Source organism: Streptomyces sp. NPDC059582, from assembly GCF_042735715.1.
Taxonomy (GTDB): Bacteria; Actinomycetota; Actinomycetes; order Streptomycetales; family Streptomycetaceae; genus Streptomyces.
The window spans coordinates 100,679-119,313 of the sequence record NZ_JBHWCC010000010.1 but is presented as its reverse complement, the minus strand read 5'-3'; the positions used below and the strand labels follow the sequence as shown (position 1 = coordinate 119,313).

General features: G+C 71.2%; 15 protein-coding genes. 11 read left to right on the top strand and 4 right to left on the bottom strand.

Annotated features, from left to right (window positions below; all coding sequences use genetic code 11):
* Positions 1-2: 2 nt before the first annotated feature.
* Positions 3-1,613, top strand: coding sequence for an amidohydrolase family protein (locus ACFV0T_RS12035; RefSeq protein WP_385777216.1), 1,611 nt, complete (start codon positions 3-5; stop codon positions 1,611-1,613).
* 28 nt (positions 1,614-1,641) lie between these two features.
* Here ACFV0T_RS12035 and ACFV0T_RS12030 read toward each other — a convergent pair whose 3' ends face one another.
* Positions 1,642-2,550: a serine protease gene (locus ACFV0T_RS12030; protein WP_385777214.1), complete on the bottom strand. Its 909-nt coding sequence runs from the start codon at positions 2,548-2,550 to the stop codon at positions 1,642-1,644.
* A 156-nt stretch (positions 2,551-2,706) separates the two neighbouring features.
* Positions 2,707-3,543 carry a hypothetical protein gene (locus tag ACFV0T_RS12025; protein WP_385777212.1) on the bottom strand — a complete coding sequence of 279 codons (837 nt, stop codon included), beginning with the start codon at positions 3,541-3,543 and terminating at the stop codon, positions 2,707-2,709.
* A gap of 126 nt (positions 3,544-3,669) precedes the next feature.
* On the opposite strand from ACFV0T_RS12025, the gene ACFV0T_RS12020 reads away from it, so the two are divergent.
* The 6 genes from ACFV0T_RS12020 to ACFV0T_RS11995 all read left to right on the top strand — a co-directional run bounded on the left by ACFV0T_RS12020 (position 3,670) and on the right by ACFV0T_RS11995 (position 10,041).
* Positions 3,670-4,881: a pyridoxal phosphate-dependent aminotransferase gene (locus ACFV0T_RS12020; RefSeq protein WP_385777210.1), complete on the top strand. Its 1,212-nt coding sequence runs from the start codon at positions 3,670-3,672 to the stop codon at positions 4,879-4,881.
* A gap of 99 nt (positions 4,882-4,980) precedes the next feature.
* A complete protein-coding gene (locus tag ACFV0T_RS12015) occupies positions 4,981-5,409 on the top strand; it encodes a hypothetical protein (protein WP_385777208.1) in 429 nt (142 codons plus the stop codon).
* A 235-nt stretch (positions 5,410-5,644) separates the two neighbouring features.
* Complete coding sequence (locus tag ACFV0T_RS12010) at positions 5,645-6,721, top strand: substrate-binding domain-containing protein (RefSeq protein ID WP_385777206.1); 1,077 nt, start codon at positions 5,645-5,647, stop codon at positions 6,719-6,721.
* Between the two features lie 17 nt (positions 6,722-6,738).
* Entirely contained in the window at positions 6,739-7,917 is a 1,179-nt protein-coding gene (locus ACFV0T_RS12005; protein WP_385777204.1) for a toxic anion resistance protein, read from the top strand.
* Positions 7,914-9,452 carry a substrate-binding domain-containing protein gene (locus tag ACFV0T_RS12000; RefSeq protein ID WP_385777202.1) on the top strand — a complete coding sequence of 513 codons (1,539 nt, stop codon included), beginning with the start codon at positions 7,914-7,916 and terminating at the stop codon, positions 9,450-9,452. The genes ACFV0T_RS12005 and ACFV0T_RS12000 overlap by 4 nt, the downstream gene beginning before the upstream one ends.
* Positions 9,439-10,041, top strand: coding sequence for a hypothetical protein (locus ACFV0T_RS11995; protein ID WP_385777200.1), 603 nt, complete (start codon positions 9,439-9,441; stop codon positions 10,039-10,041). Before ACFV0T_RS12000 ends, ACFV0T_RS11995 begins: the two co-directional genes overlap by 14 nt.
* A gap of 258 nt (positions 10,042-10,299) precedes the next feature.
* On the opposite strand, the gene ACFV0T_RS11990 is transcribed toward ACFV0T_RS11995, so the two are convergent.
* Positions 10,300-12,120 carry a phosphoenolpyruvate carboxykinase (GTP) gene (locus ACFV0T_RS11990; RefSeq protein WP_385777198.1) on the bottom strand — a complete coding sequence of 607 codons (1,821 nt, stop codon included), beginning with the start codon at positions 12,118-12,120 and terminating at the stop codon, positions 10,300-10,302.
* A gap of 314 nt (positions 12,121-12,434) precedes the next feature.
* On the opposite strand from ACFV0T_RS11990, the gene ACFV0T_RS11985 reads away from it, so the two are divergent.
* The 4 genes from ACFV0T_RS11985 (at position 12,435) to ACFV0T_RS11970 (ending at position 16,229) form a co-directional block, all read left to right on the top strand.
* Positions 12,435-13,148: a hemolysin III family protein gene (locus ACFV0T_RS11985; protein WP_385777196.1), complete on the top strand. Its 714-nt coding sequence runs from the start codon at positions 12,435-12,437 to the stop codon at positions 13,146-13,148.
* A gap of 111 nt (positions 13,149-13,259) precedes the next feature.
* Positions 13,260-14,828 (top strand): MFS transporter, encoded by a 1,569-nt coding sequence (locus ACFV0T_RS11980; protein WP_385777194.1) that lies wholly within the window; start codon positions 13,260-13,262, stop codon positions 14,826-14,828.
* Positions 14,825-15,463 (top strand): TetR/AcrR family transcriptional regulator, encoded by a 639-nt coding sequence (locus ACFV0T_RS11975; protein WP_385777192.1) that lies wholly within the window; start codon positions 14,825-14,827, stop codon positions 15,461-15,463. Before ACFV0T_RS11980 ends, ACFV0T_RS11975 begins: the two co-directional genes overlap by 4 nt.
* A gap of 34 nt (positions 15,464-15,497) precedes the next feature.
* Entirely contained in the window at positions 15,498-16,229 is a 732-nt protein-coding gene (locus tag ACFV0T_RS11970) for a Mut7-C RNAse domain-containing protein (RefSeq protein WP_385777190.1), read from the top strand.
* Here the strand turns inward: ACFV0T_RS11970 and ACFV0T_RS11965 are convergent.
* Complete coding sequence (locus ACFV0T_RS11965; protein ID WP_385777388.1) at positions 16,226-18,628, bottom strand: galactose oxidase-like domain-containing protein; 2,403 nt, start codon at positions 18,626-18,628, stop codon at positions 16,226-16,228. The two genes, ACFV0T_RS11970 and ACFV0T_RS11965, sit on opposite strands and share 4 nt — an antisense overlap.
* Positions 18,629-18,635 lie beyond the last annotated feature (7 nt).

Sequence of the window (18,635 nt, the reverse complement as noted above, 5' to 3'; positions counted from 1 at the left end):
GCGTGGAGAACCTCGTCATCCGGGACGCGGACGTCGTGGACGGCACCGGCGCGGACGCGTACCGCGCCGACGTGGTCGTGACCGACGGCAGGATCGTCTCGATCGTCAAGGAGGCCGCGGCGGCGGGCTGCCAACGCCCCCGCGCGGCAAGGGAAGTGGATGCCGAGGGGCTTGTCCTGTCCCCCGGCTTCATCGACATGCACGCCCACAGCGACCTGGCGCTGCTGCGCGATCCCGACCACAGCGCGAAGGCCGCGCAGGGCGTCACGCTCGAAGTCCTCGGGCAGGACGGCCTGTCGTACGCGCCGGTCGACGACCGCACGCTCGACGGGGTGCGCCGCGCGATCACCGGCTGGAACGGCTACGGCGACGACCTCGACCTCGACTGGCGTTCGGTGGGCGAGTACCTCGACCGGCTGGACCGCGGGATCGCCGTGAACGCGGCCTATCTGGTCCCCCAGGGCACGGTCCGCGCGCTCGCCGTCGGCTGGGAGGACCGGGAGGCGACACCCGCGGAGCTGGACCGGATGCGGCAGCTGGTCGCGGAGGGCCTGGAGCAGGGCGCCGTCGGCCTCTCCTCCGGGCTCACCTACACCCCCGGGATGTACGCCCCGGACGCCGAACTCACCGAACTGTGCCGGGTGGTGGCCCACTACGGCGGCTACTACTGCCCGCACCACCGCTCCTACGGGGCGGGCGCGCTGGAGGCGTACGCGGAGATGGTGGCGCTGACCCGTGAGGCCGGCTGCGCGCTGCACCTCGCCCACGCCACCATGAACTTCGGCGTGAACAAGGGCCGCGCGCCCGAGCTGCTGGCGCTGCTGGACGAGGCGCTGGCCGCGGGCGCCGACATCACCCTCGACACCTACCCCTACACCCCCGGCTGCACGACCCTGGTGGCGCTCCTGCCGAGCTGGGCGAGCGAGGGCGGCCCGCAGGAGATCCTGCGGCGGCTGAGCGACGAGCCGACCGCCGAGCGCATCCGCCTGGACCTGGAGGTCACCGGCGCGGACGGCTGCCACGGCGTGCCCGTCGACTGGGACACGATCGAGATCTCGGGCGTCACCGATCCGGCGCTGGGCGACTTCGTCGGCCGTACGGTCCTGGGGTCGGCGCGACAGCGCGGCGAGGCGCCCTGGACCACCGCCCGCCATCTGCTGCTCGCGGACCGGCTCGGCTCGACGATCCTCCAGCACGTGGGGCACGAGGAGAACGTCCGGACGATCATGCGGCACCGCGTGCACACCGGCGGCTCGGACGGCATCCTCCAGGGCACCAAGCCGCACCCGCGCGCCTACGGCACCTTCCCGCACTATCTCGGCCGGTACGTGCGGGAGTTGGGCGTGCTGTCGCTGGAGGACTGCGTCGCCCACCTCACCGGACGCCCGGCGGCCCGGCTGCGCCTGCCGGACCGCGGGCTGGTCCGCGAGGGCTACCGGGCCGACCTGGTGCTGTTCGACCCGGCCACGGTGGCGGCGGGCTCGACGTACGACGCCCCGCGCACCCTGCCGACGGGCATCCCGCACGTCCTGGTCGACGGCCGCTTCGTGATCGAGGACGGGCGCCGCACGGACGTGCTGGCGGGACGGGCGGTCCGCAGGACTCCCCGGTGACCGCCCGCCGTTCACCCGCCGGCCGCCGCTACGGCTTGGGCAGGGTGCAGCCGCTCGCGCTCAGGTTGAGCTTGTTGCCGGTCGTGAAGCACGCCGGGATCTGGTAGATCTCCTGCGCGTAGTTGATGCCCTCGCGGACGGTCACGTTGCCGTTAGCGTCGACCTCGCAGGGGTTGTTCTCCGTGCACCTGCCGCCGTCCTCGTTGCCCGTGTTGTTGACGGCGACCACCTTGCCGGTGGCGTTGTCGACGACCGGGGAGCCCGAGGTGCCGCCGATGGTCTGGCAGGCGGAGGTGTAGCGGACCGAGTCCTTCCAGGTCCAGGCGCCCTCCTTGATGCGGTAGACGAACCCGTCGATGTTGCAGGCGTAGGTCCGCTTCCAGTACCCGGAGACGACCGTGATGGCGGTCCCGGCGACCGGGTGCGTGTCGGCGACGGTGAGCGGGCTGATGCCGTACGAGCTCTGGATCTGCGCGTAGGTGCTGGTGAGCTGGTAGATCGTGACGTCCGTGTCCGTCATCGTCGAGTAGGCGACCTTACTGGCGCGCAGGGTCGCCACCCGGGTGCCCGCGGAGTTGAGCAGTCCGAAGGTGCGGCTGGACGCCTGGCCGACGATCACCTCGCCGGGCTCCGGGAAGCCGGTCTCCAGGCAGTGGCCGTTGGAGAGCACCAGCGCCGGGTCGGTGGTCGCGGAGTTCGGGAAGCGGATCACGGAGCCGGAGCAGTTGCTGAGCGAGACGGTGCCCGCGAAGGTGACGGCCCGGAGCGTGGGGGCTTCGGCCGGCGCCGGACTGTCGGCGCTCCTCGCGGATACGGATACGGATACGGCCGCGGACACCGGCGCGGGCGCCTCCGGTGCGGGCGCGGCGGCCGCGGGTGCCGCGCCCGCCCCGGCGATCACCAGGGCGAAGAGTGCGGCGACGAGAGGCTTTCTCATGTGGGGGTCCCCTCTTGCGACGGAGGCGACCGGAGGTCTTCCCGGTCGCCACTGTTTTGTCATGCGCATTGTGATTGCAGAGGGGTGGGTGAGCAAGGAGCCCTTTCCGGCCGGGGGCTGGCCGGATCCGGCGGACGCGCCGGGCCGCCACCCGGCTCAGCCACCGTGCCAGTGGCCGTGCCCGTGGCCGTGCCCATATCCCCCGCCGGAGCCGCCCGAGGCCGAGGCGCTCGCGGTGGGGGTCGGGGGGACGGCGGCGGCCGTCGTACCGGCGGTGGAGGGGGTGGCCGAAGGCTCAGCGGTCCCGTCCGGGGCTGCCGGGGCACTCTTCGACGGAGTCAAGGAGGGTGCGGCGGGCGTGCCGGAGGGGGACGGGGCACGGGCGGCCGGGGGGCCGGTCGTCACGGCGGGGGCCACCGGTACCGTCGCCGTCACCCGTTCGGCGTCCTCCTCGGGGACCGTGTCCGCGGGCGCCGCGGACTCCCCCGCCGTACGGTCCCGCTCGCCCCGCGCGCCGCCCGGCGAGGACCCGGAGAAGGAGAACCCGGCGAGGACCGCGGCGACGGACACGACCCCGACGGCACCGGCGACGATCGCGGGCCGCCGTCTGCGGGCCGCCGTCTGCTTCCGCCGGGCACGCCGGCCGGGACCGGAGGACTCCCCGGACTCCTGTGCTTTCCCGGACGTCCCGGACGCCCCGGCCCCGGCGGCCCCGAGCCGTCCGGCGTCGACCACCACCGCGGGCAGCTCGCGCGTCTCGTCGTAGGAGTTCGTCCAGCCGTGCGCGGCCGCGGGATCGGCGTACTCGTCGTACGCCGGGGTCGCCGCCGCCTGCGGTCGGTACACGTTCGGGTGCGCCGGGGACCCCGCGCCGGGGCGGGCGTCGGGAGCACCGGCCGGGTCGTGCGCGGCGTTCGCGGCGTGTGCGGCGTTCGCGGCGTGTGCGGCGTTCGCGGCGTGCGCCCCGTGCCGCTGCGGAGATGAGCTGGACATGATCGCGGATTGTAGGGACGGTGGGGCCGCCGGGACAGCCGCCGGACGATATCCGCACAAACCGCCGCGTCTCACGTGGTGGAAAACACGACCCATGAGGCGTTACCGAGCCGTAAGCTCGCGGACATGCAGGTGATCCAGTCGACCAAGCTCGCCAACGTCTGTTACGAGATCCGGGGCCCGGTGCTCGAGGAGGCGATGCGGCTGGAGGCGGCCGGGCACCGCATTCTCAAGCTGAACACCGGCAACCCGGCCGCGTTCGGCTTCGAGTGCCCGCCCGAGATCCTGGAGGACATCCTCCGCAACGTCTCGTCGGCGCACGGGTACGGCGACGCGAAGGGCCTGCTGGCGGCCCGCCGGGCCGTCGTCATGCACAACCAGACCCTCGGCATCGAGACGGACGTCGAGCACGTCTACATCGGCAACGGTGTCTCCGAGCTGATCGTGATGGCCATGCAGGGCCTGCTGGACGACGGCGACGAGGTCCTCGTCCCGGCCCCCGACTACCCCCTGTGGACCGCTGCCGTCTCCCTCTCCGGCGGCACCGCCGTGCACTACCGCTGCGACGAGCAGTCCGACTGGATGCCCGACCTCGCGGACGTGGAGCGGAACGTCACCGACCGCACCAAGGCGATCGTCATCATCAACCCGAACAACCCGACGGGCGCGGTGTACGACGAGGCGATGCTCAAGGGGCTCACCGACATCGCCCGTCGGCACAACCTGCTGGTCTGCTCGGACGAGATCTACGACAAGATCCTCTACGACGGCGCCACCCACACCCCGACCGCCGCGGTCGCGCCCGACCTGCTCACACTCACCTTCAACGGCATGTCGAAGGCGTACCGGGTCGCCGGCTACCGCGTCGGCTGGATGTCGATCTCCGGCCCGCGCGCCCACGCCGACTCCTACATCGAGGGTCTGACGATCCTGGCGAACATGCGCCTGTGCGCGAACATGCCGGGCCAGCACGGCGTGGTCGCCGCGCTCAGCGGACGCCAGACGATCGGCGACCTGGTGCTGCCGGGCGGGCGCCTGAAGGAGCAGCTGGACACGGCCTACGAGCTGCTGACCCAGATCCCGGGCGTGACCTGTGTGCGGCCGAAGGGGGCGCTGTATCTGTTCCCCCGCCTCGACCCCAAGGTGTTCAAGATCAAGGACGACCGGCGGATGGTGCTCGACCTGCTGCGCAGCGAGAAGATCATGGTCGTCCAGGGCACCGGCTTCAACTGGCCCGAGCCGGACCACTTCCGGGTGGTGACCCTGCCGTCGGTCGGGGATCTGCGGGACGCGATGGGCCGGATCGGCACCTTCCTGGACGGCTACAGCCAGCCCTGACGCTCACGCCGCGTGGACAGCCGGACCACTTTTGTGAAGCGCTCAACTTTAGACGAAATCTAAGCTAGGATGGTTTCCTGTCACTGAGGAGGCCATCCCATGTACGAACCGATCCGCAGCAAGTCGGTCCACAGCACGATGGCCGGCAGCACCTCCGACTTCCCGCACCGCTCCCGCGAGGAGGAGCTGGACATCCAGCTCGCGGGCCATCTCGCGGCACTGCTCACCGTCACGGACGAACTGCGCGGCTCGGCCCCCTCGGCCGAGCTGGACACCGCGGCCGAACGGCTCGCGCAGCAGGTGGCCCGGCTGCGCGGAGGACGCGCGCCGGCCCGCGCCACGGTGACCGCCTTGGGCGACGCGGCCCAGCAGACGGCAGGACACCAGCGGGCGCACGCGCTCGCGGGCCGCGCTCTCGTCGTCGCCGCCTCCCGCGCCGACACGGCGGCGGCGATCCTGGCGGCCGAGCGCATGGACGCGCACGCCGCCGCGCTGGCGGAGCTGCCGGAGCTGACCGCCACCGGCTGACGCCCCCTCACCGGGCCCCCGACAGGCCCCGGTCCCCCGAACGGCCCCGGTCCGCGTGCACCCGCAGCGACGCGCGGACCGGGCGCCATGAACGCCCCCTCCGGTCTCCCCCGCGCCGCCTCTCGCGCCCTCTCCTCGGAATCTTCCGTTCCCGTTGCATACCGGGATCGCCCCTTCACCCCCCGTTCACCCGCCTCACCCAGGAACGTGGGGTTCCGCGAGCACAGTCCCCGGCGTGAGACGAATCGCAGGAATCGTCCTCGCGGTGCTGTTGATCGGCGGAGTGGTGGCTGCCGTCGTCGCGGGCCGGGAACACGAGGACAAGGGCACGGCAACGAAGACCGTGCGCACGGTGATCGGATCGGAGAAGGCGGAGTTCTTCGCCGATCCCGACGTGGTGAAGGCCCTCGCCGCCAAGGGCTACACCGTGAAGACGGAGACCTCCGGGTCCTGGGCCATGGAAGGCCTCGACCTCAAGGGGTACGACGTCGCCTTCCCGTCCAGCCAGGCGCCGGCCGCCGAACTCGCCGCGAAGTACAAGGTACGGGGGACCCTCCCCCGCCCCTTCTACTCGCCCCTCGTCGTCGTGGCCCACCGCGGCGCCGCCGAGGTGCTCGCCGGGAACGGGCTCGCCACGCTGGACGCCAAGAACCGCGGCACCCTGAAGATGGCCGCGTACCTGGCCGCCGCCCGGGACGACCGGACCTGGCAGCAGCTCAAGGGGGCCGCCAAGTACGGGGAGCTGACCGGCACCCTCTACATCTCCAGCACCGACCCGGAGACCTCCAACTCCGGCGCCCTCTACCTCGCAGCGGCCTCCTACGTGGCCGCCGGCGGCCGGGTGGTGGCGAGCGACGCCGACGTCGACCGCACCGCACCGCTGCTGCACAAGCTGGTCAGCGTCCAGGGCGCCCAGCAGTCCAGCACCGACGCGGCCTTCCGGGACTTCGTCAGCGGCGCCGGCAACCCGCTCGTCCTGGTCTACGAGTCGCAGGTCGCCGCCCTGCTCGACGAACAGCACAACCCCGACGACCTGGTCGTCCTCTACCCGGACACCACCGTCAACAGCGACCACACCGTCGTACCGCTCACCGAGAACGGCCGCGGACTGGCCGAACTGCTGGGCAGCGACCCGGTGTTGCGCAAGCTGACCGTCCGGCACGGATTCCGGCCGCAGGGCGACACCGCCGAGTTCACGGCGGCCACCGCCGATCGCACCGCCTATCTCAAGCAGCAACTGACCGGTGTCCGGCAGGCGCCCGTGCCCACCTCGAAGGTGCTGCACGAACTGGCGCGCCGGGCACGCGGATAGAACCGGGGGACCATCAGATGACCACCAGTGAGGGCGACTTCACGCTCACCCCGCCCGAGGCCGTCGCGCCCGTGCCGCGGGAGAAGGCCGGCGGGCTCGTCCCCGTCGACGACAAGGTCCGTACGGACATCGCCGCCAAGGCCGTCGCCTACGTCGAGGGCCTGGCGGCCCTGGACGCCCGATCGCCCGAGTTCGCGGGCAAGGTCGGCGAGATCACCGCGCTGGGCGCCGGGGAGATGCGGTCCGCGGCCGCGCAGTCCAACCGCATGCTGGAGCGCACCGTGCGCAGCCTGCCCGACAAGGGCGGGGACGCCCAGTCGAAGGTCGCGGGCTCGCTCGTCGAACTCCGTCGCGTGGTCGAGGACCTGGATCCGCGTGACGCGGCGGCGAACAAGGGCCGCAAGTTCCTGTCCCGGCTGCCCGGCGGCAACAAGCTGCGCGACCACGTCGCCAAGTACGCCTCGGCGCAGGGCACGCTCAACAAGATCGTGGGTTCGCTGCGCGGCGGCCAGGACGAACTGCGGCGTGACAACGCGGCGTTGCAGACCGAGCGGGTCCGGCTGTGGGAGACCATGGGCAAGCTCCAGGAGTACGTGGTGCTGACCCAGGCCCTGGACACGGCCGTCGAGCAGCACATCGCCGGCGTGGAGGCGATGGAGCCCACCCAGGGCGACACCCTGCGCGCGGACGTGCTCTTCCCGGTCCGGCAGAAGCAGCAGGACCTGCTGACCCAGCTCGCGGTGTGCGCGCAGGGCTACCTCGCCATGGACGTCGTACGCCGCAACAACGAGGAGCTGATCAAGGGCGTCGACCGGGCGGCCACGACCACCGTGTCGGCGCTGCGCATCTCGGTGATGCTGGCCTCCGCCCTCGACCATCAGAAGAAGGTGGTCGACCAGGTCAACGCCCTGCGCGGGACGACCGAGGACCTGATCCGGGGCAACGCGGAGATGCTCGCCACCCAGAGCGGGGAGATCCAGCGGATCGCGGCCGACCCGGCGGTGGGCGCGGAGACCCTCCGTTCGGCCTTCCAGCAGATCTACCGCACCCTCGACGCCATCGACACCTACAAGGTCCAGGCGACCGAGGCGATGGCGGCGACCGTGGAGTCCCTGACCTCCGAGCTCCAGAACGCCGGCAGCTACCTGGAGCGCAGCCGGTCGCAGGGGGCGCTGGAAGGGGGTGGTCTCGGATGAGACGACGTTCCCTGGCCGTCGCCCTCGCCGCGCTGGCGCTGCTGACGGCCTGCTCCACGCATAAGCAGGACGACAAGGATCCCGCCGCCGCCGAACCGGGCACCCTGCGCGTCCTCGCCTCGAGCGAGCTGAGCGACATGACGCCCGTCCTGGAGCAGATCCGCAAGGACACCGGCATCACCGTCCGCCCCACCTACCTGGGCACCCTGGACGCCGTGGACCTGCTCGCCAAGGGCAAGGCGGACGGCAGGTTCGACGCGCTGTGGCTGTCCTCCAACGACTATCTGCGGCTGCGCCCCGACGCGGCGAGGAAGGTCGTCTCGGAGACCCCCGTCATGTCGAGCCCGGTGGCCCTCGGGGTGAAGACGCAGACGGTCAAGACCCTGGGCTGGCAGCCCGAACAGGTCACCTGGACCCAGGTCGAGCAGGCCGTGGCGGCCGGCCGGCTCACCTACGGCATGACCGACCCGGCCCGCTCCAACTCCGGCTTCTCCACCCTGATCTCGGTCGCCTCCGCGCTCTCCGGCGCCCAGTCGGCGCTCACGGACGCCGACGTCGCCAAGGCCACCCCGCGGCTGAAGGAGTTCTTCACGGGGCAGAAGCTGACCTCGGGCTCGTCGGGCTGGCTGGCGAGCGCGTACACCCGGCGCGGTGACGTCGACGCGCTGCTCAACTACGAGTCCGTCCTCAAGGGCATCCCGGGCCTCACCGTGATCCGCCCCCGCGACGGGGTCGTCACCGCCGACTACCCGCTCTCCTCGCTGGCGTCCACGGACGTGGCGACCCGCGAGGACGTCCGCCGGCTGGGCGACGCCCTGCGCAGCGACGCCGTACAGCGGCTCATCACCGAGCGCACCCACCGCCGCCCGGTGGTGGCCTCCGTACCGCCCGCGGCCGGTCTGGACACCACCCGGCGCCGCGAACTGCCCTTCCCCGGCAGTCGTTCCGTAGCCGACGGGCTCCTCGACGCCTACGAGAACGAGCTGCGCCGCCCCTCCCGGACGGTGTACGTCCTCGACACCTCCGGCTCGATGGAGGGTGACCGGCTGTCCCGGCTGAAGGAGTCGCTGACCGATCTCACCGGCGACTTCCGCGAGCGCGAGGAGGTCACGCTGATGCCGTTCGGGTCCGAGGTGAAGAGCGTGCGGACCCATGTGGTCAGCCCGTCCGACCCGGGGAGCGGACTCGCCGCGATCCGCCGGGACACCAAGGCCCTCGACGCCGACGGCGAGACCGCGATCTACACCTCGCTGGAGAAGGCGTACGACCATCTCGCCACCGACAAGGACACCTTCACGTCGATCGTCCTGATGACGGACGGCGAGAACACCACGGGTGCCGAGGCCGGTGACTTCGACGCCTTCTACCGAAACCTCGGCGACGCGCGGCGGGACATCCCCGTCTTCCCCATCCTCTTCGGCGACTCCGACCGCGCGGAACTGGAGCACATCGCCGACCTGACCGGCGGCCGGCTCTTCGACGCCCAGCAGGGCTCGCTGGACGGCGCCTTCGAGGAGATCCGTGGCTACCAGTAAGTTCCTCGGCTATCTGGAGTCCCGCAAGAACATCGCGGGCGCGGCCTGCGGGCTCGTCGGCGTGGTGCTGACCTTCACGGGGGTGGCGGGCCCGTACTGGCCGGTCGTGGTCGCGGGTCTGTACGGCGCGGGCGCGCTGATCGCCCCGCCGGAGCGGCCGCCGCTGCCCGACTTCCCGCACCCTTCCGTGCAACTCGACGAGCTGCGGGTCGACTTCGGGCGGCTGCGGGAGTATCTCGCGGACGTCGAGCTGCCGCCGGCCGCCGGGGGGCGGCTGACCGAGCTGACCGAGCTGCTGAGCGCGCTGCTCGACCCCGGCTGGGTCACCGAGGTGCTCGCCCAGGATCCGGAGGGCGTCCACGCGCTCTCCCGGGCGGTGCGGCAGGACATCCCGGAGGCCGTCGACACATTCGTACGGACGCGGTGGTGGACGCGGCTGGCGCCGGGGCAGGAGCCGCCGGAGCGGCATCTGGAGCGCCAGCTCGGTCTGTTGCACGAGGAGGCGGAGCGGCTGGCCACGGCGCTGCGGGAGACGGAGGCGCGGCGGCAGGAGTCGCACACGCGGTATCTCGAGGACCGCTCGCAGTAGCGGGGGCTCGGGCGGGACTCGGGCGGGACTCGGGCGGCCGCGTCACGCGGCAGCGGGACTCGGGCGATCGACGGACAGGGCGAAGGGGCCTGTCGCCGGGTTTCCCGTCGGGGCGGACGGGGACGTGGCGACAGGCCCGCGGCTCCGCACTCCGTTGTGCGCAGCCTCGCCGGTCTGTGGTGCTGTCACCGCGGCCGGCCGTGACGATACTGCTGGTCAGGGCTCGATCGGAGCCGGCCGCGGCGTCCTTGGGGGCGGTCAGCCCAGGCGCTGCACCAGGGCGCGGTACTCGTCCCACAGCTCCTTGGGCGTGTGGTCGCCGAAGGTGTTGAGGTGCTCGGGGACCAGGGCGGCCTCCTCGCGCCAGACCTCCTTGTCGACCGTGAGCAGGAAGTCCAGGTCGGACTCCGACAGGTCCAGGCCGTTGGTGTCCAGGGCACCCTTGGCCGGCAGGATGCCGATGGGGGTCTCGACGCCCTCGGCGCGGCCGTCGAGGCGGTCGACGATCCACTTCAGGACGCGGCTGTTCTCGCCGAAGCCGGGCCAGACGAACTTGCCCTCGTCGTTCTTGCGGAACCAGTTGACGTAGTAGATCTTCGGGAGCTTCGCCTGGTCCTTGTCCTTGGCGACGTCGACCCAGTGCCCCATGTAGTCGCCCATGTTGTAGCCGCAGAACGGCAGCATGGCGAAGGGGTCGCGGCGCAGCTCGCCGACCTTGCCCTCGGCCGCGGCGGTCTTCTCGCTCGCCACGTTGGCGCCGAGGAAGACGCCGTGGTTCCAGTCGAAGGACTCCGTGACCAGCGGGACCGCGGTGGCGCGACGGCCACCGAACAGGATGGCCGAGATCGGCACGCCCTTGGGGTCCTCCCACTCGGGCGCGATGATCGGGCACTGCGCGGCGGGGACGGTGAAGCGGGCGTTGGGGTGGGCGGCCGGGGTGCCGGTCTCCGGCGTCCAGTCGTTGCCCTTCCAGTCCGTGAGGTGGGCCGGAGTCTCCTCCGTCATGCCCTCCCACCAGATGTCGTTGTCGTCGGTGAGGGCGACGTTGGTGAAGACGGAGTTGCCCCACAGCGTCTTCATCGCGTTGGCGTTGGTGTGCTCGCCGGTGCCGGGGGCGACACCGAAGAAGCCGGCCTCGGGGTTGATCGCGTAGAGGCGGCCGTCCTCGCCGAAGCGCATCCAGGCGATGTCGTCGCCGATCGTCTCGACCGTCCAGCCGGAGACGGTGGGCTCCAGCATGGCGAGGTTCGTCTTGCCGCAGGCGCTCGGGAAGGCGGCGGCGACGTACTTGGACTCGCCCTGCGGCGGGGTCAGCTTGAGGATCAGCATGTGCTCGGCGAGCCAGCCCTCGTCACGGGCCATGACGGAGGCTATGCGCAGGGCGTAGCACTTCTTGCCGAGCAGCGCGTTGCCGCCGTAGCCGGAGCCGTAGGACCAGATCTCCCGCGCCTCGGGGAAGTGGGAGATGTACTTGGTGCTGTTGCACGGCCACGGCACGTCCGCCTCGCCCTGCGCGAGGGGCGCGCCGAGGGTGTGCACCGCCTTCACGAAGAAGCCGTCGGAGCCGAGCTCGTCCAGGACCGGCTGTCCCATGCGGGTCATGGTGCGCATGGACACGGCGACGTAGGCGGAGTCGGTGATCTCGACGCCGATCGCGGAGAGGTCGGAGCCCAGCGGGCCCATGCAGAACGGGACGACGTACATCGTCCGGCCGCGCATCGAGCCGCGGAAGACGCCCTGCTCGCCCTGGAAGATCTCCCGCATCTCCGCGGGGTCCTTCCAGTGGTTGGTCGGGCCGGCGTCCGCCTCCTCCTTCGAGCAGATGAAGGTGCGGTCCTCGACCCGGGCGACGTCGGTCGGGTCGGAGGCGGCGTAGTACGAGTTGGGGCGCTTGATCGGGTCGAGTTTGCGGAAGGTGCCCTTGGCCACCAGCTCCTCGGACAGCCTGTCGTACTCGGCCTCGGATCCGTCACACCAGACCACGTTGTCCGGCTGGGTCAGTTCGGCGATCTCGTTGACCCACGAGATCAGTTCCTGATGGTTGGTGGGAATGACGGGAGCCGCGATGTCGCGCGCCACGATTGCTCCTAAAAAGAGGGAGTTTTTTGTTGGAGGCCCCGTGGGGGCTGCGACCCGGATGCTGCACCGCGGAACCTCGTGTCCGCTCATCCGGTGCCGACTGCACTCATTTGATCATCCGACGAGTCCGCCCATATGTCCAGAGGGCGTCACAGGTGAGCGGAGTGACCATCGCCACGTGTAGACGCGCTCCTTTGCGTCCACATGGCGTTCGACCGGGAGACTTTTCGCGTTGCCCGAATCGCGTGAGATCATCGCCACTACGACTGTCGTACTGATACGTAACTTACGGTTCCGTAGGTACGATGCGACGCATGACTGCGCCCGTCCCCGACGCACCCACGGACACGGCGGCCGCCGGCCGCGGTCCCGTCACGCTCTCCCTGCCGCATCCGGTCAAGCCGAAGCTGCGCGGCTGGCTGCACCTGGGCATGTTCCCGGCCGCACTGATCTCGGGCCTGGTGCTCACCGCCCTCGCCGACTCACCCCGCGGCCGCATCGCCTGCGGGATCTACGCACTGACGGCTTGCCTGCTGTTCGGCGTGAGCGCGCTGTACCACCGGGGCGACTGGAGCCCGAGAATGGACGGCGTCCTGCGCCGCCTCGACCACGCGAACATCTTCCTGATCATCGCGGGCACCTACACCCCTCTGACCATGCTGCTGCTGCCCGGGGCCAAGGGCCAGTGGCTGCTGTGGAGCGTCTGGGGCGCGGCGACCGCGGGCATCCTCTTCCGCGTCTTCTGGGTCGGCGCCCCGCGCTGGCTCTACACCCCCTGCTACATCGCGATGGGCTGGGCGGCCGTCTTCTTCCTGCCGGACTTCATGCGCACGGGCGGTATCGCCGTGCTCGTCCTGGTGATCGTGGGCGGCCTGCTCTACAGCGCGGGCGGCGTCATCTACGGGATCAAGCGCCCCAACCCGTCGCCGCGCTGGTTCGGCTTCCACGAGGTGTTCCACTCGCTCACCCTGGCCGCCTTCGTCGTCCACTACGTCGGCATCTCCCTGGTGGCCTACCAGCACGCGTAGCACCCCTCCCCCTCCCCTCGATGGCCACGGCTCACAAGCCGTGGCCATTTCTCTGTTTCGAGAGAAGCTCGTGATTGACAGTTACTGCTTTTTGAGAGTTACTTTCATTTCATGGCTACTGTCACGCACGACGAAGGCATACGACGCGACCCGCGCCGCTGGTGGGCCCTGGGCGCCCTGGTCGCGAGCATGCTGGTGCTCGGCTTCGACATGACGATCCTCAACGTGGCGCTGCCGACCATGGCGGACCAGCTCGGTGCCACCACCGGCCAGCAACAGTGGATGGCGGACGCCTACATCGTCGTCTTCGCCGCGCTGATGCTCCCCGCGGGCCTGCTCGGCGACCGGTTCGGCCGCCGGCGGATGCTGGTCACCGGGCTCGTGATCTTCCTGGCCGGCTCACTGGTCGGCACCCTGGCCGGGGACGTGAACCGGGTCGTCGCCGCCCGCGCGGTGATGGGCGTCGGCGCCGCGCTGGTGATGCCGCTCGCCATGTCCGTGCTGCCCTCGCTGTTCGGGCCGCAGGAGCGCACCCGGGCCGTCGGCGTCGTCTCGGCCGCCTCCGCGCTCGGCCTGCCCCTCGGCCCGATCATCGGCGGCTTCCTGCTCAACCACTTCTGGTGGGGCTCGGTCTTCCTCGTCAACGTCCCGATGGTCGCGATCGGCGTCACGGCCTGCGTGTTCCTGCTGCCCGAGACCCGCGACCCGGCCTCCCCGAAGGTCGACGCCGTCTCCACCGCGCTCACCGCGTCCGGGCTCGCCGTCCTCGTCTACGCGATCATCGAGGCGCCCGACCGCGGCTGGGGCGACCCGCTGGTGGCCGTCCTCCTCGCCGCCGCCGTGGTCCTGCTCACCGGCCTGGTCCTGCGCGAGCGCCGGGCCGCGCGCCCCATGCTCGACATGAGCCTGCTCGCCCAGCGCGGGTTCCTGCTCAACACGGTCGCGGCGACCCTGGTGATGTTCGTCCTGTCGGGCCTGATGTTCGTCCTGCCGCCCTACCTCCAGGCCGTCCTCGGCCACGACGCCCTGGGCACCGGGGTGCGCCTGCTGCCGATGATGGGCGGCCTGATGGTCGCCGCGCGGACCGCCCAGCCGGTGGTGGAGCGGTTCGGGGCCCGTGCCGTCGTCAGCGCGGGCCTGGTCGTGCTGGCCTTCGCCGCGCTGCTCGGCAGCCGCACGACGGTCGACTCCGGCTACGGCTTCACCGCGCTGTGGCTGTCGATCGCGGGCGTCGGCTTCGGCTTCTCGGTCGTCCCGGCCATGGACGGCGCCCTGGCCGCCCTGCCCCGCGACCGCGCCGGCAGCGGCTCCGGGCTGCTGATGACCCTGCGCCAGGTCGGCGGCGCGATCGGCATCGCCCTGCTCGGCAGCCTGCTCGCCGGCGCCTTCCGCGACCGGCTCGACGTCACCGGGCTGCCCTCGGCGGCCGCCGACCTCGCCGGGGACTCGGTGGTGGCGGCGCACATCGTCGCCGGGCGGGCGGGCTCGGCCCCGCTCGCGGCCTCCGCGGACGCCGCCTACGTCCACGGCATGGGCCTGGTGCTGCTGGTGTGCGCCATCGCGTCGGTCGCCGCCGCGCTGCTGGCCGCCGCGTTCCTGCCGGGCGCCCCGGCCCTCCGGACCACCGCGGACGAGGAACCCCCGGCCGTGGTCACGCCCGTGGCCGATGCCGGACAATGACCAGCATGACGGCCGCACACAGCACCACCCCCGCCGACCGGCCCCCGCTGGGACTCCGGGAACGGAAGAAGATCAAGACCCGTGAGGCGATCCGTACCGCCACCTACGGGCTGATCACGGAACAGGGGTACGACGCCACGACGATCGACCAGATCGCCGAGCGCGCCGAGGTGTCGCCGTCGACCGTCTTCCGCTACTTCCCCACCAAGGAGGACATCGTCCTCACGGACGAGTACGACCCGATCCTGCTGGACGAACTGCGCGCCCGGCCGGCCGACGAGCCGTGGCCGGAGTCCATCCGGTACGTGATACGCAAGGCCATCGGTCTGGGCATCGAGGACGACCCGGAGGTGGCCCGGCTGCGCAGCCGGCTGATGGTCGAGATCCCCGCGGTCCGCTCGCGCATGATGGAGAGCATGTCGGTCACCGGCCGCATGCTCTGCCGGGCCATCGGCGAGCGCACCGGCCGCGACCCGGAGGGCATAGAGGTGCGGGTCTACGCGATGTCCCTGGTCGGCGGTCTGATGGAGACGTCCCTGTACTGGGCCGAGAAGGGGCACACGGACGACTTCGCGAGCCTCGTCGACCGCACCCTGGACGTCCTGGAGCACGGCCTCGGGCCGCGAAACCCCTGAGCCCCCGACCGGCCCGCCATGCCATCCTGACCTGGTGAACCGTGTCGAGATCCATGTCGAAGTCGCCCCCGAACTCGCCCTGTTCGTCCCGCACGCCCGACGCCACGGCGCCACCGCCCTGGCCGCCGACGGCGTATCGACCCTCGGCCACGTCGTCGAGTCCCTCGGGGTGCCGCTCACCGAGGTCGGCTCCCTGGTCGTGGACGGCCGCACCGTGCCGGTCTCTCACATCCCGGCCGCGGGCGAGTCGGTGACCGTACGGGCCGTAGAGCGTCCCCAGCGAGTTCCCGGCGCCCCGCTGCGCTTCCTCCTCGACGTCCACCTCGGCACGCTCGCCCGCCGCCTGCGCCTGCTCGGCGTGGACACGGCGTACGAGTCGACCGACATCGGCGACCCGGCGCTCGCCGCCCGGTCGGCCGCCGAGCAGCGGGTCATGCTCAGCCGCGACCGCGGTCTGCTGCGCCGCCGCGAACTGTGGGCGGGCGCGTTCGTCTACAGCACCAGCCCCGACGACCAGCTCCGGGACGTCCTGGACCGCTTCGCCCCCGCACTGCGCCCCTGGACCCGCTGCACCGCCTGCAACGGGCTGCTGAAGGAGGCCACCAAGGACGAGGTCGCCGACCAGCTCAAACACGGCACGCAGGCGTCGTACGACGTCTTCGCGCAGTGCCGGGAGTGCGGGCGCGCGTACTGGAAGGGCGCGCACCACGAACAGCTGGAGGCCATCGTGGCGCGCGCCCTGGCGGAGTTCGCGGGCGAGCGCTAGCTCTTCTTCACGTCACCCTTCCCGCAGGCGACGCCGTCCCGGTCGCGGTCCAGGCCCAGCGGGTCGTCGCCGCCGTTGACCTTCAGACGGCCGTAGTCGTTCTTCTTCAGCCAGGCGCAGCGCGCGGCCGTCGTCTTGTTCACCACCGCCGGGAAGGCGGTCGGCACGCACACGTTGATCGTGCCGTAGTGCCGGTCACAGCCGGAGACGGTGGGACTGACCTTCTGCGAGGTGCGCTTCTTGCCGGGCTCGGCGACCTTGCCCTCCAGGGAGTCGGCGAAGGAGTGCACGTGGGCGGAGGCGTCCGTGGCGCTCAGCGCCGCCGGGCCCTGGAGGTGGACCCACTTCGCCACCGACGGCACTCCGTTGGCGTCCACCGCGAAGAGCATGTACCAGCCGGGCGGCGCCAGGTCGGGGTTGCTCGTCACGTTCAGGTCGACGTTGTTGCCGTCGACGGACAGCGGCAGGTCCACGAACCGCTGGTTGGGATCGGAGGAGTGGGTGACGGCGGCCGGGCGGATCAGCTCGGCCTTGGCCACCGGACGGTCGACCGTGATCCGCTGGGTGTCGCCGTAGTTCCACTCGGTGTCGATCACCGAGGTGATCGTCGGACGCGTGCCCTTGAGCAGGTAGGGCGGGGTGTAGATCGACACGTTGTGGTTCCAGGTGCCGTTGCCCGGGTTGTCGCCGGTCGACATCACCCGGCCGTCCGGCAGCAGGAACGACGACGAGTGGTAGCCGCGGGCCTGCGGGTCGGCCGCCACCGGGTCGAAGGTGTTGGTCGCCGGGTCGTAGATCGACGACTCGAACACCGGGTCCGCCCGGTTGTGCAGCGCCCCGCCCGTCTCCAGCACCTTGCCGTCGGGCAGCAGTACGGCGGAGACGTACATCTTGCCCTGGTTGCCGGTCTCGGCCACCGGACCGTTGCCGAGGTCCACCGTGCCCTGCGGGATCGGCGGCCCGGCGACGTAGGCGGGGTTGGCCGCCTTGAGGTCGATCACGTCGGTCAGCCGGTTGCCGTCCGGGTTGGAGTCGATGTTGCCGCCGCCGAGGGTGAGGACCTTCTGGTCCTGCGCCGGGGGCAGCAGCACGCTCGCCGACTGGTCGCGCTCGTCCTTCTTCTGCAGCCCCGGGATCTGGGTGATGGTGTTCGCGCCGTAGTCGTAGATCGCCGCACCCGTGCCCGGGATGTTGTTGCCGAAGACATGGCTGCCCGAGTAGAAGAGGCGGCCGTCCTGCATCAGGATCATCGACGGGTACAGACCCCAGTACGACCAGGTCTGGTTGACCTGCCACAGCGGCAGCCACTTCTGCTGCGCGTCGGACCAGAGCTCGGCGGTCACCGAACCGGTGGAGTCCTCGCGCAGCCCGCCGAAGGAGATGATGTCGCCGTTGCCGAGCTCCGTCGCCGACGGATACCAGTGGCCGTCGTTCAGGTCGTTCGTCTTGCTGTAGGTCTCGGTGACGGGATCGAAGATGTACGAGTCCTTGAAGCCCTCGTAGCCGTGTCCGCCCGCGACCGGGAACGCCTTGTTGCCGCTCATCACCAGGACGCGCCCGTCCTGGAGCTGGACGTGCCCGGCGCAGAACATGTCCTTGGGCGTGGGGATGACCTTGTAGGTGCCGGTGGCCGGGTTGTACACCGCCGAGGTGAACGTGCCCGCGTCGAACTGCTCCTCGCTGTTGCCGGAGCCCGCGATCAGCAGCACCTTGCCGTTCTTCAGGACGACGGAGTGCATGGAACGGACCGGGTTCTGCGTGGGCAGCACCGACCACCTGCCGTTGGCGCACTCCTCGGCGGTGCCCGTGCAGGTGGCGGGCGGCAGGACGTCGGGGACCTGCTCCATCGTGTAGTCGTCGGTCGTCGCCGATCCGGAGCCGTACACGGAGACGCCCCAGGTGATGCGGTCGGTGCCGGCCGGGACGTCGGGGGTGCGGACCGAGGCCTGGGTCCAGCTGCCCCGCATCTCCAGGGTCTTGAGGTCGGTCCAGTACTGCCAGCCCGCCGTGGTGTCGTGGCGGAAGAGGGTGACGGACGCGTCCGGCGTGGTCGTCTTGTACCAGAGCGAGAGGTCGTACTGCTTGCCCGGCGACACCACCGGCGCGCACGCGGTGGACTCCGTGATCAGCGCCTTGCGGTCGCCGTCGACCCGGCGGGTCAGCGTGACCTTCATGGCCTTGGTGCCGGAGTGGGCGTCGGTGGTGGTGGCGAAGGAGAAGTCGTTGTCGCCCCAGCCGGACTTCTCCCAGCAGTACGGCATGCCGTCGGTGCCGGCCGTCTCGAAGCCGGGGTTCTTGATCAGGTTGGCGGCGGAGGCGGTCTGGGGCGAGGTGAGGAGGAGGCCCGCCGTCAGGACGCCCACCCCGACGAACGCGGTCCTCCTCCGGTACTCGTTCACCCGGTTC